A 14,902-nucleotide genomic window follows, 5' to 3' on the forward strand; every position below is an offset into this window, starting at 1 on the left:
AGTAGTTTGCGGTACAAAAAATTGATGAGTCCTGGCACAGGATGCCGGGATGGAGAAGGAGTTCTATGTCAGAACCTACTGTTTTGAGCAGTGAGGCAGCGTTGGAGTTGCCGCTGTTGCCTTTGAGGGATGTGGTGGTCTTCCCGCACATGGTGATTCCACTGTTTGTGGGTCGTGCAAAGAGCATCAAGGCGCTGGAGCTGGCGATGGAGGCAGATCGCCGCATCATGCTGGTGGCCCAAAAGACGGCATCCAAGGATGAGCCTGCGGTTGATGATCTGTTTGAGGTGGGAAGCATTTCCACCATCTTGCAGATGCTCAAGTTGCCGGACGGCACCGTCAAGGTGCTGGTAGAAGGCCAGCAACGTGCCAAGTTGCTGAGTGTGGAGGATCAGGACAGCCACTTTGTGGCACGTTGTGAAGCCATTTCTGCGCAAGAGCCGACCAGTGAGCAAGCCAGCGAAATTGAGGCACTGCGCCGTGCGGTGTCGCAGCAGTTTGATCAATACGTCAAGCTTAACAAGAAGATCCCATCTGAGATTCTGACGTCGATTGCAGGCATTGATGATGCAGGCCGTTTGGCAGACACCATTGCCGCGCATCTGCCTTTGAAGCTCGATCACAAGCAGATCGTATTGAATTTGTCAGATGTGAAGGAGCGCCTTGAAAATCTGTTTGAGCAACTCGAACGCGAAGTCGACATTTTGAATGTCGATAAAAAAATTCGTGGTCGTGTCAAGCGCCAAATGGAAAAGAACCAGCGTGACTTTTATCTGAATGAGCAGGTCAAAGCCATTCAGAAGGAGTTGGGCGAAGGCGAGGATGGCGCCGACCTGGAAGAGATCGAAAAGAAAATCAAGGCAGCCAGGATGCCTGCCGAAGCCCGCAAGAAGGCGGAAGCCGAGCTGAAAAAGCTCAAACTGATGTCACCAATGTCGGCTGAAGCGACGGTGGTGCGCAACTACATTGATGTGCTGACAGGTCTGCCTTGGAGTAAAAAAACCAAGATCAAGCACGATCTGGCAAATGCCGAGGAAGTTTTGAATGCAGACCACTTTGGCCTGGAGAAGGTCAAGGATCGCATTCTGGAGTACCTCGCGGTGCAGCAGCGCGTGGACAAGGTCAAGGCGCCTATCTTGTGCCTGGTAGGGCCTCCAGGCGTGGGCAAGACTTCGCTGGGTCAGTCGATTGCCAAGGCCACAGGGCGCAAGTATGTGCGCATGGCTTTGGGTGGAATGCGCGATGAGGCTGAAATTCGTGGTCACCGTCGTACCTATATTGGAGCCATGCCTGGCAAGGTGCTGCAGAGCCTGGACAAGGTTGGCACACGCAATCCCTTGTTCTTGCTCGACGAGATTGACAAGCTGGGTATGGACTTTCGGGGGGATCCTTCCAGCGCATTGCTGGAGGTGCTGGACCCTGAACAAAACAATGCCTTTGGTGACCACTATGTAGAGGTGGACTTCGACCTGAGCGATGTGATGTTTGTGGCTACATCCAACTCCATGAACATTCCACCGGCTTTGCTGGATCGCATGGAAGTGATTCGTCTGGCAGGTTATACAGAGGATGAAAAGCTCAACATTGCCAAGCGCTATCTGCTGCCCAAGCAGATCACCAACAATGGTCTCAAAGAGGGGGAGCTGGAAGTCAAGGATGAGGCGATCCGGGACATTGTGCGCTATTACACGCGTGAAGCGGGGGTACGCTCGCTGGAGCGAGAGTTATCCAAGATTTGCCGCAAGGTAGTCAAAGGATTGCAGCTCAAGAAGCTTAAACCCAAGGTAACCGTCAAGTCTGCCAACCTTGATGACTATTTGGGTGTGCGCAAGTACACCTATGGCCGCGCAGAAGAGCAAAATCAGGTTGGTCAGGTGGTCGGCTTGGCATGGACTGAAGTTGGTGGTGATTTGCTGACGATTGAAGCGGCCACCATGCCTGGCAAGGGCAACATCCTGCGCACAGGCTCCCTCGGTGATGTGATGAAGGAGTCTGTCGAAGCTGCGCGTACTGTGGTGCGTAGCCGTTCACGTGCTTTGGGGATTGAAGATAGCGCGTTCGAAAAGCGCGACATCCATGTGCACGTTCCAGATGGTGCCACACCCAAGGACGGTCCTAGTGCGGGCGCTGCAATGACGACAGCATTTGTTTCGGCGTTGACTGGAATTCCTGTGCGAGCGGATGTGGCCATGACAGGTGAAATCACCTTGCGTGGTGAGGTGACCGCAATCGGTGGATTGAAAGAAAAGTTGCTTGCCGCGTTGCGTGGTGGTATCAAGACGGTGTTGATCCCTCATGAAAACGTGAAGGATCTGCAGGAAATTCCAGCGAACGTGAAATCAGAGTTGGAAATCATTCCGGTACGCTGGATTGATGAAGTCTTGAAGATCGCTCTGGAGCGCATGCCTGTTGCTTTGGAGGATGAGGCGCCTGTTGTGGCTGCCAAGGCTGTGGCTGGTAAAACTGTGGCCAAGAAAACGAGAGCGGTGAAGCATTGATGAAAATTTGTAGCGCAGTCTTCTGGAGCATCAAAAAATTGCGCTACAATTCAATTCATCGCAGCGATGCTTGATTTCTGTTGTAGAATTTAAGGCTTCGCAAGATAAGCGGGAATAGCTCAGTTGGTAGAGCGATACCTTGCCAAGGTATAGGTCGTCGGTTCGAACCCGATTTCCCGCTCCAGGTTTTCTGGAGCTTGTCTGTGATAAGTTTCATGGTTTCCAAGCAATTGGAAGCACAAGCGGGAATAGCTCAGTTGGTAGAGCGATACCTTGCCAAGGTATAGGTCGTCGGTTCGAACCCGATTTCCCGCTCCAGGTTTGAGGGGTTAACATAGCTCCTTGGAATGGCGCGATAGCAAAGCGGTTATGCAACGGATTGCAAATCCGTCTAGTCCGGTTCGACTCCGGATCGCGCCTCCAGAATGCGGGAATAGCTCAGTTGGTAGAGCGATACCTTGCCAAGGTATAGGTCGTCGGTTCGAACCCGATTTCCCGCTCCATTTATTTATGCCTATAGCATTCTGAGCTTGTTGGTGCTAGGGACTAAGGAGCTTCGGCTCCTTTTTTCGTTAATGCAATCAGGCGCAATATGTGCGCTGCATTTTGCGTACGAGCGCCAATGCTGCTGATTGTGATTTCACTAGACTGTGGACACCTGCACACACTGCTGTTGGCTCTAATTTTTGGCACGTTTTGCGCAAAGAATTCATGTAGCAAGCTGTCGCCAGATGATGGTCCGGTGTTGCATTACTCGTCCGCAACAACGAAATTTTCAAGAGTGTCAAATGCGTGCGTTGATAGACGCTCCCGCCTGACCAGTCTTCAGAGCACAATGGTGCCCTGTACGGATGGGCAAACTCGGTCGGGATGCGCGCTGTATGCAATGAGGCAAGTGGCTGTGTGTTAGCCGAGCTTGATTTGGTGGGCTTGAGTAGATGAAGGGGCCAAGCGCAGCAGGTCTTGGAAAACCTTCATGGAAGAACTTCTACCCAATATCAGGTTGGCTGCATTGGGATCCGCTATCTTCCCTTGGCAGATTTCTGAGTGTGTCGAATCTTTTCCCGAGAGTTCACAGGACTGAGTGATTTCCACTGGAAGCGGGTGATTCGAAAGGGATATGGTGCCTCGGGCCGGAATCGAACCGGCACGCCTGGTTATAGGCGGCAGATTTTAAGTCTGATGTGTCTACCAATTTCACCACCGAGGCTGCAACTCTGATCAACAGACTGACAATCCTCTAAGCATAACCGATATTCCTGCTCACAAAAGCTTGAACAATGTGAATCACTTTGCGGTTTCGTAGCCGCTTCATAAAGACATAGTCATACTAGGCGCCCTTATCCACAATAGAGATGGAAGCAGTGTGCTCGGCCTAGCGTTTGTGCAGATATGGGTAGACCCTGCGCTATGGGTGATGTGCGCACTGGTACGGTGTTTGCAGCGAAAAGAGTGGCGCATTTACGCAGTACATCAACTGCACGTTAGTCGTGCATGAAGGTTTGCGGTGGTACTAAGCAAAGAAACATAGCCTCGGCTGACGCGCAGGAGCTGTGCCTGATGTGTGAACGGCAAGCTATGGTTGCGTTTAGTCGTTGCTTGTCGCTAAGCAATCCTGCTTTGCTCAGCGCTCTTCACCAGAGAACTTTTTCAAACTCTGCAGCCCTAACTTGATCTGTAGCTCTTTGTTGTCAACTACAGGTGGTGCTGCAGCAAACACATCAGCAATTTACTCTGGTCGTAGCTGCTTCCAACGGGCAACCTAGCTGGGATGAAGCTCAGAATGCGGAGCCAGCTCAATGACGGGATGCGCTACCGCGCAGCGCGGTCTCGAACGCCCGCTTGGCATTCAAAGAGGCGCGGTGTTTGCTGCGCGATTTGATAGTCTTAGACCTCGCCAAGACCGGCCAGATATCAGGTCATTGTGCGGGAAGAATGTTCTTAAGCTACGTAGTCTAAAAACGAGGTTCTTCAAACGTGAAGCTGCCAGAGTTTCAGCAAAAGCTGCTTGATTCAGGTGTTGCTAAACTCAGTCGAGACCAAATTGCGTCTACTTTCAAATGCAATTCATCATGACCTGAGGTTTTGGGCTGGAGGGAGTTTCATGGCCTCCAAATCAGGGTTGAACAGAGATTGGTTCGTGGCTTCCGCCAATTCGATGATGTAGCCAGGTGCTAGCAGCAGGCGACCTTGAGCGCCCATGATGTTCGGTGTGCGTTTTTGCAGGATGGGAATCCCGTTAAGTCTTGCTTTTTCATAGACTGCATCAATCGAGTCCACCACGTACATGGTTTTTGTCTGCTGAATGTAGTCAGGCAAGGTTGCCAAATTCTCATTTTCGATGACCACTAGCGATACGTCGCCCAACGCTGACTGCAAGCCAACTACTTGCAGGTTGTGGTATTCCTTGAGGCGGAATTCGTACTCAATCTTGCCATCAAGATAATCGAGGTAGTTCCGGATGTATTGCGGAGCTTGCTCGGGTGTCAATATCACTCTCTCATAAGGTCCTGAGACCAAATGACCGGCGAATAAGCTATGTTCAACCAAGCTCCCTTTGTGAATAGCGGGAGGTGTAGTGCTGGCTGCGTATGCCAATGGTGCCCCGATGGCTGCCAATGCGCCGACTTTGAGTGATTGACGCCGCTGAGATTGGAACGATGTAGACATGTTTTCTCCTAACTGGTTAGGGTGTGATGTGCGCTTGCAACCAAAATGCGAAAGTTGCACAGCGCAAATTGGTTTAGATCTCTGGCTTTTGGGTCAAGGGCATGCCATTGAGCAGGTAGCCACCATCCGCTGCCACGATCTGACCAGTGACAAACGAGGCTTCATCAGAGCTGAGCCACAGGGCCAGATTTGCAACCTCAAGTGGATCTGCTCCCCGGTGCATGGGCGTGGCTTGCCGAGAATGCTCAGCAAAATTCGAGATGATGGTTGCGGTTTTGTCGCTCATCGGCGTGATGGTGTAGCCGGGAACCACGACGTTCACGCGAATGCCAAAGGGGGCGTACTCCATGGCGACCACTTTGCTAAGTCCAATCAGACCAGCTTTGGAGGCGGCATAGGCCGCAAGATTGGCTGCGCCAGTCATGCCGCCGATGGACGATGTGTTGACGATGGCGCCGCTGCCTTGCTTGAGCATTTGACGTGCCTCCGCACGCATCAGCAAAAAGTTGCTGGTCAGGTTGACTGCGATGATGCGGTCCCAGTCTTTCTTTTCAGCATGCACGATGGGGGCGTGTACACCACTGATGCCTGCATTATTGAAGGCCACATCCAGCCTCCCCTCTTGAGACACAATGCCGCCAATCAGACGTTCCACATCGTCTTCAAGGCTGATGTCTGCATGTTGAAAACGCATGTACAGGCCTTTTTGCAGTGCTTCCTGGACGAGAGCCTGGCCGCCTTCATCATTCAAGTCGGCTCCTATGACTTTTGCACCGCGCTCGGCGTAAGCCAGCGCTGCTGCTTTGCCGATACCGGAACCGGCGCCAGTGACAAGGACAACTTTGTTTTGAAATGCTTTAGTCATGTGATGCTCCTGTGATTGGAAATGAATCAGCGAAGTGCAGTGCCAGCCCTGGACGTGGCCATGCCGCTTGATAAAGACGACCCGTGCCTGAGGCTGTAATGAATGCAGAGCGCATATCGGGGCCACCAAAGCAGATATTCGTGACGGTGGCGTCATGGAGCGGAACAGGCGTGAAATCGAGCACTTCTCCCTCGGGCGAGATGGTGGTGATGCCTCCCCGGGGCATGGTGGCAACACTGACGTTGCCTTGCGCATCTACAGCCAATGAGTCCAAAAAAGTGAATCCGCCCAAGCCCACCAGCAGGTTCGCACCATGACCCGGACCTGTTCGTTGCAGCTCTCCGGGGGCTGTGACATTCCACCACCAGATGCGACCAGTGATGGTCTCGGACACGTATACGCGTTTGCCGTCTGGTGACAGACCCACGCCATTGGGTGTGAATAGCGGTGTGACCAAGCGCTTGACCATGCTGCCATCAATGCGGCCGTAGCTCAGCGATCCCAGATCCATATCGTGCTCGCGACGCTGTCCATGGTCTGTGAAGTAAAAACCTCCTAGGCCATCAAAAACCAAATCGTTTGGCGCTTGTATGGGGCCATCGTCGTAGTGCGTGTAGAGATCGCGCACCAGTCCATTAGGAGCGATGGTTTGTATGCGTCCACCAATAAAGTCGTCAGGTTGCGGCCCTGGTGCGATCAGACCATCGCTTTCTTCCCATGACATGCCCCCGTTGTTGGCAACGTAAACAACCCCGTCCGGCCCCAGGGCTGCACCATTGGGGGCTCCAGCGACTTTGGCAACTATCTGTTTGCGGCCATCGGCAAAGAGTCTTGTCACTGACTGGCTGAGCAGCTCGGTCACCAGTACTGAGCCATCACGCAGAGCTATGGGGCCTTCAGGAAACTTCAGGTCCTGTGCAAAAACTTGGATTGTCATATGTACTCCTTATTTGTTGAAATGAACTTAGGATCTGCAAAGGTGCTCCCCAATGTAGGAGTCCGTATTGATCCGGTCAGTTTTTTTGTAAATTGCTAGGAGCAGCCGGGTTAAGCGCTCAAGCAGCTATGTGATGAAGACAGATCAGATAGCGGTGTCAGAAATTTCTAGGCAATGGAGTTGCCACACCGGGAGCCATCACAAAGGTCTTCATCGCTGCGCATCTCAAGATGAATTCGTTTGCATGACTGTCAGTCTATTTTTGGAGGGCATCTTTCGGCGCACCAAAAAGAGACGTGACTGTTCCAAAATCGATTTAAATCGCTTGGTTTTTAGAACCTCTGCCTGCATAGGTTTTCATGCATGAACTGAGGTTTTTCAGGATCTGGCTTGGAATAGAGCCAGGTTGAAAGCGCACGCAGTTGCTTGTCAAGCTGGCCGCAATACAACTCTGCCATCAAGCATCAGCTTCTTTGATGGTTTGGAAGGGCAATAGCGTGTCCTGATTTGCAGCTTTAAGACCTGCCAACACAACCATTGATACGTCGTTGCTTCGCCTTGTCGTACGCCAGTACTGCCTGCGGCTTCGCGCCTCGTCTCAATCGCAAAGCTTGGGTTTGCTGGGTAGAGTTAGCGGCTCGACAGGAATAATGAAAGTGCATCCAGAAGTTGGCACCAAAGAATGTGCGAATACGCAGGCGAAAATCGCTGGCACGCATCACAGTGTGGAAAGCTGCTGCTAGTGGTAGGCAGGGGGACAAAGATATGGATGGCTTGAAGCTGCCGGTCGCCAGACCTTGTGGGATAAAGCATGGCCGTAATAGCGGCAGGGAAGTGCACGATTGTTCGTTACGACACGTCCCAAGTGAACGCACAGCACATCTGAGCTGCTTTATCGAATTGATTTAATTAACAGAATCTTTTCAGCAGGCAGCAGCGCAATGGGCGTGACTGGATTTGTGAGTAAAACCACTTCTTCTACTTAAGTAACAGTGGTCTGGTGAGACATCGCTCAAAGAATACGTGAGTGCGCAAAGAAAGTTTTGTGAAAAACATTCCTGTGATCTCGAGAAAACAACTTTGATAATGCTTGATTATCTTGATATCACCACTTGATTACGTCCTAGGCTTTTTGCCCTGTAAAGGGCCTCATCTGCTCGAGCAATTAGTTGTGTGATCTTTTCAGTGCCATCGAAAACGGCAAGACCAAAGCTGCAGGTGACTTTTATAGTTGTATCGATGTTCCAAATACATTCAGCTTCAGCCACAGCTATGCGCAATCTTTCTGCCATGATGTACGCATTTTCAAGATCTGTATTGCACAAAACGACTAAGAACTCTTCGCCACCGTAACGGCCTAAGAGATCTTCCTTGCGCAGGTGGTTTCTAAGTGTTTTTGCAAAATTCTTAAGCACGGCATCACCAGCAGCATGTCCATGTGTGTCATTGACTCGCTTGAAGAAATCGATATCAGCCATTAGCACACAGGGGGGCGTGCCTGGGCTATCTATCAAGGCTTTCAGTTCTCTCAAGATGGAACGTCGGTTTAAAACTTTCGTGAGTTCATCAGTGGTCGCCAGTACCGTCAAGTTACGCTCGCGTTCCACAAAATCCTTCACATCGGTAATTGCTAGGATAGCTTTGCGTTCTTCTCCATTGCCATAAGGGCTCACTCGCATGCTTACATGTAGCTCGTTCCCTGATCGGTTGAAAATCCGATCATTATCGTTTCGATAGCGCTGTCCTGTTTCCAGCGCCAAAAGGGTTGGGCAAGCTTCGGTGTGCAGGGATTCACCCTGAGGTGTCTTGTGGATTTTTTCGTGTAGGTTCTCACCGATTAGATCGGCTGCACTCCATTCAAGCAGGCGCTCGGCTTCAGGATTAATCCAGCATACACGGCAGTGATGATCAACCAGCAACAGGCCAAGGTCTGCCTCCTGGGTCACCAGTTCCAACTGCTCCTTGCTCTCAACGAGAGCACGTTGCAATTCCCGTGCTCGCCATCTGGTCAAATGCCCCAGGAAAAGCATGGGTAGACCAATTGCCAGGGCTACTGAGAGCTGTATGGCCCAGCTTTTAATAGCAGCAGTAGTAAGTTGTCGGCATTCCTCATTCTTTGAACGAAATCCAAAAATCCAGCGAGGTGATTGAGCTTCTTTGAAATCAGTGCTGTACCAATGGTAATAATGGCATTGCTCATTGAGTTTGAACTGACCTTCATTTTGGGTAAGAATGCTTGACCATAAATCAGGGTTGTGTTGCTTCAAGTTCGATTCAGAGGGAGACGGTTGGAGGGTGAATTGCCAATCACGAAAACCACCTCCGGTAATCCAGCCACCTGTACTGTTTAGGACAATCAGCTCTGAATTGGCGCCCAGCATCGTCTGTAATCCCTCTAGCAGTTCTGCAACATTTAGATCGATAGTGATCAGGCCGTAATACTTTTCATTTCTTTCAACTTTGACAGTGGCGCTAATCGTGGGCGTGTATGGTGGCTCGACGTTTCCATTTTTAACGTCAAGATTGATATTGGAATAGTAAATATCTTGAGTGTCTAATATATTTTTAGTTTCCTGATGATTTTTATCCTGATTTTCTTTGAAAGTTTTTTCTGATGACTCCCATCGACTGATGTGTATCAGCTCTTTGCCTCTCTTATCTATGTATCGAATTTTCTCGAGATATGGATGTAGCAAAAGAAGTTCAACTAGTGTTTTTTTTGTAAAGGAAAGGTTTTCTGCAGAAGGATTATTTAAAAAATTTTCTAAAGTGTAAGATTTTGCGATAGAGATGGCATTATTTTTTGATTTTTCAAAGAATGCATCAGCACGTACATGCATCAGTGTAAGAAGATGCTTGTTCATAGAGTCACGCACCTTGCGATCTCGCTTCAAGAGGTCGTCTTGGTGGTAACCAAGGAGCAGCCCTGCCATGAGAAGTAGCAGCAATGAATGAAGCGCCAATTTTGCATATTCACGTTTACCCATAAGCTTTTCGTCCTTGTTCTGAAGTGAATATGTCTGGTACTACGCTAAAATTTCAGTACTTGACGCTAGGAAGATCAAGTCTTATGCCATCATCTTACCACCGAGAAAGCTGGGTGATTGATGATCTTGGAGTTGGATATTTCTGAACGTATTTTGATACGGATGCTATTGAAACTTGTCAATGCTTCATGAATCAATTGAAATTAATTCATGCTTTCAGTGAGTGAGAAATGGAATTTTTTGTTAGGCTTGAGGTTGATATTTGAATAGACTAAATTTGTGTGGTTGACCCATATAATTTAAGTTTTGTTCAATTAAGAGTGCATATGAATTTGCTACGAAACTCAGAATAATCACGGATTGATGCTTTCGAGCTATCGCGGCCCTTAACCGCAGCGTAGGCAATGCTTCACGCCGTTTAGGCGTGAGCACACATAGCCAGCACAAGTGGGGCGCTCACAGCTAACAACTGCTGTTGCAGCGTCGGATCAGCTTGGTCGGAGCGCAGAGCGATGGCACCTTAAGCACAGCTTCAAACGAGTGACCAAATTGTGTGATGTGGGCTGCCTGCGCACAGCTTGCGAGGTGTCGACGGCTCATTCAGACCAAGCTGCCAATTTGCAAGTCGTAAGTGGCAAGGGTGGCAAGCGGTAGCCAAGCCTGAACTGGCGAAAAGCTTGCTTTGACAATGCTTTTGCCAAAAGCTTTTTGCAGTTGTTAAAGTGGGCTCGTATCTGCAGGCACATCTCTGTTACAAGGCAAGAAGCATGCAATGGCATGTTTAGCAACATTGAGACGTTTTAAACCTCACCGAAGACATCGGTCTGTCTGTCTGTCCAGGGACAGTTCAGTCTGACAGTATTTTTGAGAAGTTTTTTGGGAGCTGTCTTTGGTAATGCTGACAGTCTCAAAGCAGGCACTGAAGCGATGCACACACATTCAATGGTTGCGTGCGAAAATAGACGTCCATGATTGATGGGGGTGCAGCATGCCTTGCGCTGCTGCTTTAACTGAAGAGAACAATGTCTAGCTACAACGCTCCTTTTGAAATTCACGTTCACGGCCAAGTGCTGTTGCGCGATGATGTGACTTTTGAGCAGTTGCAGGATGCGCTAAAGCCGCTATGGATGTACGCTGGGGCGCGATCCCTGGCTGCGGGTGCCGCCAGCGCCTATGAGGAAGAGCCTGGCATCCAGTTCAACAGCAAAGAGCACACACTGCAAATGTGCTGGACGGTTTCAGGCGATGAAGATTTCCGGCAGGCGCTGGATGATGTCTGCATGGGCCTTAATGAACTAGCTCAGGAAGGCGCAGCCATTGAGGTGACTTTCTATGATGCTGAGTTTGACGAAGAAGAGGGTGATCGCTCCAAAGAGGCACGTGACGACTTTGTGATGTTGTTCGTTGGGCCTAACCCTGCTGCCATTATGAAAGTGCAGCGCGATATGTTGGTGCAGGACGTTATTCAAATGATGGAACGTCACTTTGAAGCGTCAGAACTGGTGGGCGTTGTTTCTGAAATCGATAAGCTCTTTATGCAGCGCTTTGACAGCCTGTTGAGTTCTTTGGAGATTGGCAAGTTGCCCCCTAGCGGTGGAAGCAATGGTCCCCGCGGAGGTGGCGGCCATAGACCACGTCACTTGCACTAAAGCGTGCTTCACATCCATGTAAACCGGCCAATGTGCCGGTTTTTTTAGGTGGCTGGGGCTATGGGGCGCAGCACATGTGATTGAGGGGCTTTCGCGCTGCTGCACATTAACGCTCATGATTGCTCAGTGAACTAGGTGCAGCATGCTTAGTCAACAAAAAAGCCCTGCAAAGCAGGGCTTGCTGGTGGGCGTTGAAGATTGTTTACATGCCCAGCGATTTCAAGAGTGCTTCGGTTTCCGTATCGGTGCTGCTAGTGCCCACTTGTGTGGGAAGCGGAATAGAGTGTGCATTTGCTTGCGCAATGATGGCATCAGGGTCAACCAGTTCGTCGGCATCAAAATCATGCAGCTTGATGAATTCTGTGCTATCTACGGCAAACTCCAGGTAGAAGATATTGTTGTTGGCGGTATAGAACGTTACCCGACGTGCTTGTGGGTTGTCCAGATTGGCGTCCACACTGAGTTGCACCTGCTTGTTGAGCACCAGCATTTTGGGCTGATTTTGCGTGATGTGAGTCTGAAGTTCACGGCGGATTTTTCCCGTGAAGTCACCAACGACTTGGTTCATCAGCTCGCCCATCACATTGCTTACATCGTCCGAGGTGTGCGAGCTGGCCAGATCACTCTCAGACATGCCCATGTTCAGCAAATAGCTGCGATACAGCTCCATGGCGGCTGCGGCGGACAAGTTGATGATGACCAGCCCTGAAAAACCTCCGTCAAACAGGACGAAGCAGCCAATATCAGGCTTGAGATAAGTCTTTTGGATGCGCTGGACCATGCCGGAGTACTGCACCTGTGAGGTGGTGGCCACATTGAGGACACGGGTCACCGAGTTGCACAAGCTGACCAGCAGCTCATCAGTGCCTTGCACCGGGACGTTATTGACATCGCGCATAGATCAATTGGTCGTTAAAAGTAACAAAACGAAAGTGATTATGGGCGCATTGGAGACATTTGGTGCATCACAAAGAAAAAGCATTGGATGTTGCCACCCAATGCTGTGCGTAGACACAAATATTCCGGGCAGGCCTTATTGAGACTTGGCTGCTGCAAGGGCTTGTTCCACCCAGCCGTCGAATGTCTTTTGGTGCGCTTGGATCCAGCCATCTACATGTTTGTTGATGTCAGCTATGGAGTTGGCGCCCTGGCGCATGCGCATGTTTTGTGCGTTGATGTCATCCAGGGGGATTTCCATCATTTCAAAGAGTTTGGCGGCAGCAGGGTTGGCTTGTGCCCATGCTTTGTTGGCCAGAATGTATTGCTGGTTGAGCTGAAAGCCGTAGTTTTTACCGTTGGGCAGCTGCGTATTGTCATCACCGCTGGCGTTTGGAATATTGGGCACTTCCAGCCATGTCACTTCTTTGCCCGGGCGCAATACAGTGTTGACCCAAAACGGTGTCCAGACATAGTAAAGAATAGGTTTGCCTTCTTTGTAGCGGGTGATTGAGTCGGCTATCAAGGCTTGATAGTTGCCTTGGCGATGGGTAATGTGTTCGCTAAGGCCCAGACCTTGCAGATGCTTGTTAATTGCCAGCTCACAGCCCCAGCCAGGGTTACAGCCCGTCAAATCGGCTTTGCCATCTCCATCGCTGTCGAACAAAGCGGAGAGCTTGGGATCTTTGAGCTGGGTGATGCTGGTGATGCCATATGCATCAGCGGTTTTCTTGTCGATCAAATAGCCTTGTACTGCATTGCGCGAGTAGGTGCCTGCGCGATAAAAGGCTTTATCACCGCCGTTGTTTTCATAAAAGGCGCGGTGCAAAGGCATCCAGTGTGTGGCCGTGAAGGTGGCATCTCCGCTGGCTACTGCCACGTGTTGCGTGCCATTTTCCAGGTCTTTGAGGGGAAGTACCTCATAACCGAGGCGCTCGAGCGCACGACTGACCAGCAAGGTCTGAAATGCTTCTTCATCAACAGTGCCTTTGATAGGCTGGACTTTGATCCCTTTGCCAGGCAGTGGTTGGTCTGCAGCAGCTGCTGGCAGGGCATGGCTCCAGAGCATTGCGCTCAACAATGCACTGGCCGTCCACCATTGTGTAGTTTTGAATTGGGTGGTTTGAGGGTTTGGGTGTGTGCTGTGTGGCACGGAGTCTCCTTTCCTGTTGTGGGTGCCTACCCCGAATCAAGGCGATGGAATGCCGCGATGGGCACAAAAAGAAAAAATGAAAAAAAGGCGCTCGCAAGCGGCGCCTTAATGATGGAGTGCTGCTTTACTTCTTGGCTGCAGCCAGTGCCTGTTTGATCCAGCCATCAAAAGTCGCTTGATGAGCCTTGATCCAGCCATTGGTGTGGCGCTCGATATCGGCAGGTTTGCCTTGGCCCTGGCTCATCATGTGATTTTGGGCATTGATGTCAGTGACAGAGATTTGCATCACTTCAAACAGTTTGGCGGCAGCAGGGTTCTTATCGGTCCATGCCTTGTTGGCCACGATGTGCTGCTTGTTCACGACGAAACCATAGTTCTTGCCATTGGGCAACTTGGTGTCTGTGCCTTTTTGTTCACCGGGCGCTGAAGAGAAAGGAACTTCCAGCCAGACCACGTCCTTGCCAGGCTTGAGTTCGTTACTCACCCAGTAGGGTGTCCATGTGTAGTACAGAATGGGTTTACCTGCTTTGTAGCGCGCGATGGTGTCGGCAATCAGTGCGGAGTAGGTGCCTTGCTGGTGTGTGACGGTGTCGCGCAGCTTATAAGCATCCAGGTGGTGCTCAATCATGGCTTCGCAGCCCCAGCCAGGGTTGCAGCCAGTCATGTCCGCCTTGCCATCGCCATCGGTGTCAAACAGTTTGGCAATCTTGGGGTCCTTGAGCTGGTCGATATTGGTGATCTTGTAGGCGTCGGCCGTTTTCTTGTCGATCAAATAGCCTTGGGCGGCATTGTCGGAATAAATGCCCTTGCGATAGAGCTTTGCATCGCCGCCAGAATTCTTGTAGTAATCAGCGTGCAGGGGATTCCAGTGCGAGGCGATGAAGGTGGCATCACCGTTGCCAATCGCAAGGTGTGCTGTGGGGTATTCCACTTCTTTGATGGGTTGCACGTCGTAACCCAGTTTTTCCAAGGCTTTCATGACCAGCAAGGTCTGAAAAGTCTCTTCTGCAATCGAGCTTTTGAGCGGATAAACCTTTACCCCTTTGCCGGGTAGATCATTGGCGTAAGCACTCATGCACGTGAGCGCCAGAGCACTTGCTGCCACGGCGGTCAGGGTGCGGGCGGTTGTACGGATCATGGATGTCATCGTCGTCCTCCAGGTAAAAATCAATGTAAGGGTCTGCAAACGCTGCCAAAACAGCGTTTG

General features: G+C 50.6%; 9 protein-coding genes and 5 tRNA genes. 6 read left to right on the plus strand and 8 right to left on the minus strand.

What is annotated here, in order from left to right; translation table 11 throughout:
- Positions 1-65: 65 nt before the first annotated feature.
- The 5 genes from lon (at position 66) to QEP11_RS13435 (ending at position 3,001) form a co-directional block, all read left to right on the plus strand.
- Positions 66-2,498: an endopeptidase La gene (gene lon, locus QEP11_RS13415; RefSeq protein ID WP_284337155.1), complete on the plus strand. Its 2,433-nt coding sequence runs from the start codon at positions 66-68 to the stop codon at positions 2,496-2,498.
- 108 nt (positions 2,499-2,606) lie between these two features.
- Positions 2,607-2,682 (plus strand) — tRNA-Gly (locus QEP11_RS13420).
- A gap of 58 nt (positions 2,683-2,740) precedes the next feature.
- Positions 2,741-2,816: transfer RNA gene (locus QEP11_RS13425), tRNA-Gly, on the plus strand.
- A gap of 31 nt (positions 2,817-2,847) precedes the next feature.
- Positions 2,848-2,921 (plus strand) — tRNA-Cys (locus QEP11_RS13430).
- Positions 2,922-2,925: 4 nt separating this feature from the next.
- A tRNA-Gly gene (locus QEP11_RS13435) sits at positions 2,926-3,001 on the plus strand.
- Between the two features lie 618 nt (positions 3,002-3,619).
- Here the strand turns inward: QEP11_RS13435 and QEP11_RS13440 are convergent.
- The 5 genes from QEP11_RS13440 to QEP11_RS13460 form a co-directional block, all read right to left on the minus strand.
- Positions 3,620-3,708, minus strand: a tRNA-Leu gene (locus QEP11_RS13440).
- Between the two features lie 860 nt (positions 3,709-4,568).
- Positions 4,569-5,168: a hypothetical protein gene (locus QEP11_RS13445; RefSeq protein ID WP_284337156.1), complete on the minus strand. Its 600-nt coding sequence runs from the start codon at positions 5,166-5,168 to the stop codon at positions 4,569-4,571.
- A 73-nt stretch (positions 5,169-5,241) separates the two neighbouring features.
- Positions 5,242-6,033, minus strand: a complete 792-nt coding sequence (locus QEP11_RS13450; protein WP_284337157.1) for an SDR family NAD(P)-dependent oxidoreductase — start codon at positions 6,031-6,033, stop codon at positions 5,242-5,244.
- A complete protein-coding gene (locus tag QEP11_RS13455; RefSeq protein WP_284337158.1) occupies positions 6,026-6,970 on the minus strand; it encodes an SMP-30/gluconolactonase/LRE family protein in 945 nt (314 codons plus the stop codon). Before QEP11_RS13455 ends, QEP11_RS13450 begins: the two co-directional genes overlap by 8 nt.
- A 1,094-nt stretch (positions 6,971-8,064) precedes the next feature.
- The gene (locus QEP11_RS13460) at positions 8,065-9,957 is read right to left on the minus strand and encodes a sensor domain-containing diguanylate cyclase (RefSeq protein ID WP_284337159.1); all 1,893 of its coding nucleotides are present in this window, start codon (positions 9,955-9,957) and stop codon (positions 8,065-8,067) included.
- A 1,022-nt stretch (positions 9,958-10,979) separates the two neighbouring features.
- Here QEP11_RS13460 and QEP11_RS13465 point away from each other — a divergent pair.
- Positions 10,980-11,606, plus strand: a complete 627-nt coding sequence (locus QEP11_RS13465; protein ID WP_284337160.1) for a DUF6806 family protein — start codon at positions 10,980-10,982, stop codon at positions 11,604-11,606.
- 202 nt (positions 11,607-11,808) lie between these two features.
- On the opposite strand, the gene QEP11_RS13470 is transcribed toward QEP11_RS13465, so the two are convergent.
- From QEP11_RS13470 to proX (QEP11_RS13480), 3 genes are all read right to left on the minus strand, one after another.
- Entirely contained in the window at positions 11,809-12,504 is a 696-nt protein-coding gene (locus QEP11_RS13470; RefSeq protein ID WP_284337161.1) for a DUF3334 family protein, read from the minus strand.
- Positions 12,505-12,639: 135 nt separating this feature from the next.
- On the minus strand, positions 12,640-13,611 hold the full coding sequence (gene proX / locus QEP11_RS13475) for a glycine betaine/L-proline ABC transporter substrate-binding protein ProX (RefSeq protein ID WP_284337310.1): 972 nt from the start codon (positions 13,609-13,611) through the stop codon (positions 12,640-12,642).
- 208 nt (positions 13,612-13,819) lie between these two features.
- Positions 13,820-14,842, minus strand: a complete 1,023-nt coding sequence (proX, locus tag QEP11_RS13480) for a glycine betaine/L-proline ABC transporter substrate-binding protein ProX (RefSeq protein WP_284337162.1) — start codon at positions 14,840-14,842, stop codon at positions 13,820-13,822.
- Positions 14,843-14,902 lie beyond the last annotated feature (60 nt).

It is taken from the genome of Comamonas halotolerans (assembly GCF_030162935.1).
GTDB classification, from domain to species: Bacteria; Pseudomonadota; Gammaproteobacteria; order Burkholderiales; family Burkholderiaceae_C; genus Comamonas; species Comamonas halotolerans.

What these genes read in the sequence shown, in the direction of transcription:
- lon (WP_284337155.1), top strand. Translation starts at nt 66, where the DNA reads ATGTCAGAACCTACTGTTTTGAGCAGTGAGGCAGCGTTGGAGTTGCCG.
- QEP11_RS13455 (WP_284337158.1), bottom strand. Translation starts at nt 6,970, where the DNA reads ATGACAATCCAAGTTTTTGCACAGGACCTGAAGTTTCCTGAAGGCCCC.
- proX (WP_284337310.1), bottom strand. Translation starts at nt 13,611, where the DNA reads ATGCTCTGGAGCCATGCCCTGCCAGCAGCTGCTGCAGACCAACCACTG.
- QEP11_RS13450 (WP_284337157.1), bottom strand. Translation starts at nt 6,033, where the DNA reads ATGACTAAAGCATTTCAAAACAAAGTTGTCCTTGTCACTGGCGCCGGT.
- QEP11_RS13470 (WP_284337161.1), bottom strand. Translation starts at nt 12,504, where the DNA reads ATGCGCGATGTCAATAACGTCCCGGTGCAAGGCACTGATGAGCTGCTG.
- QEP11_RS13445 (WP_284337156.1), bottom strand. Translation starts at nt 5,168, where the DNA reads ATGTCTACATCGTTCCAATCTCAGCGGCGTCAATCACTCAAAGTCGGC.
- QEP11_RS13460 (WP_284337159.1), bottom strand. Translation starts at nt 9,957, where the DNA reads ATGGGTAAACGTGAATATGCAAAATTGGCGCTTCATTCATTGCTGCTA.
- QEP11_RS13465 (WP_284337160.1), top strand. Translation starts at nt 10,980, where the DNA reads ATGTCTAGCTACAACGCTCCTTTTGAAATTCACGTTCACGGCCAAGTG.
- proX (WP_284337162.1), bottom strand. Translation starts at nt 14,842, where the DNA reads ATGACATCCATGATCCGTACAACCGCCCGCACCCTGACCGCCGTGGCA.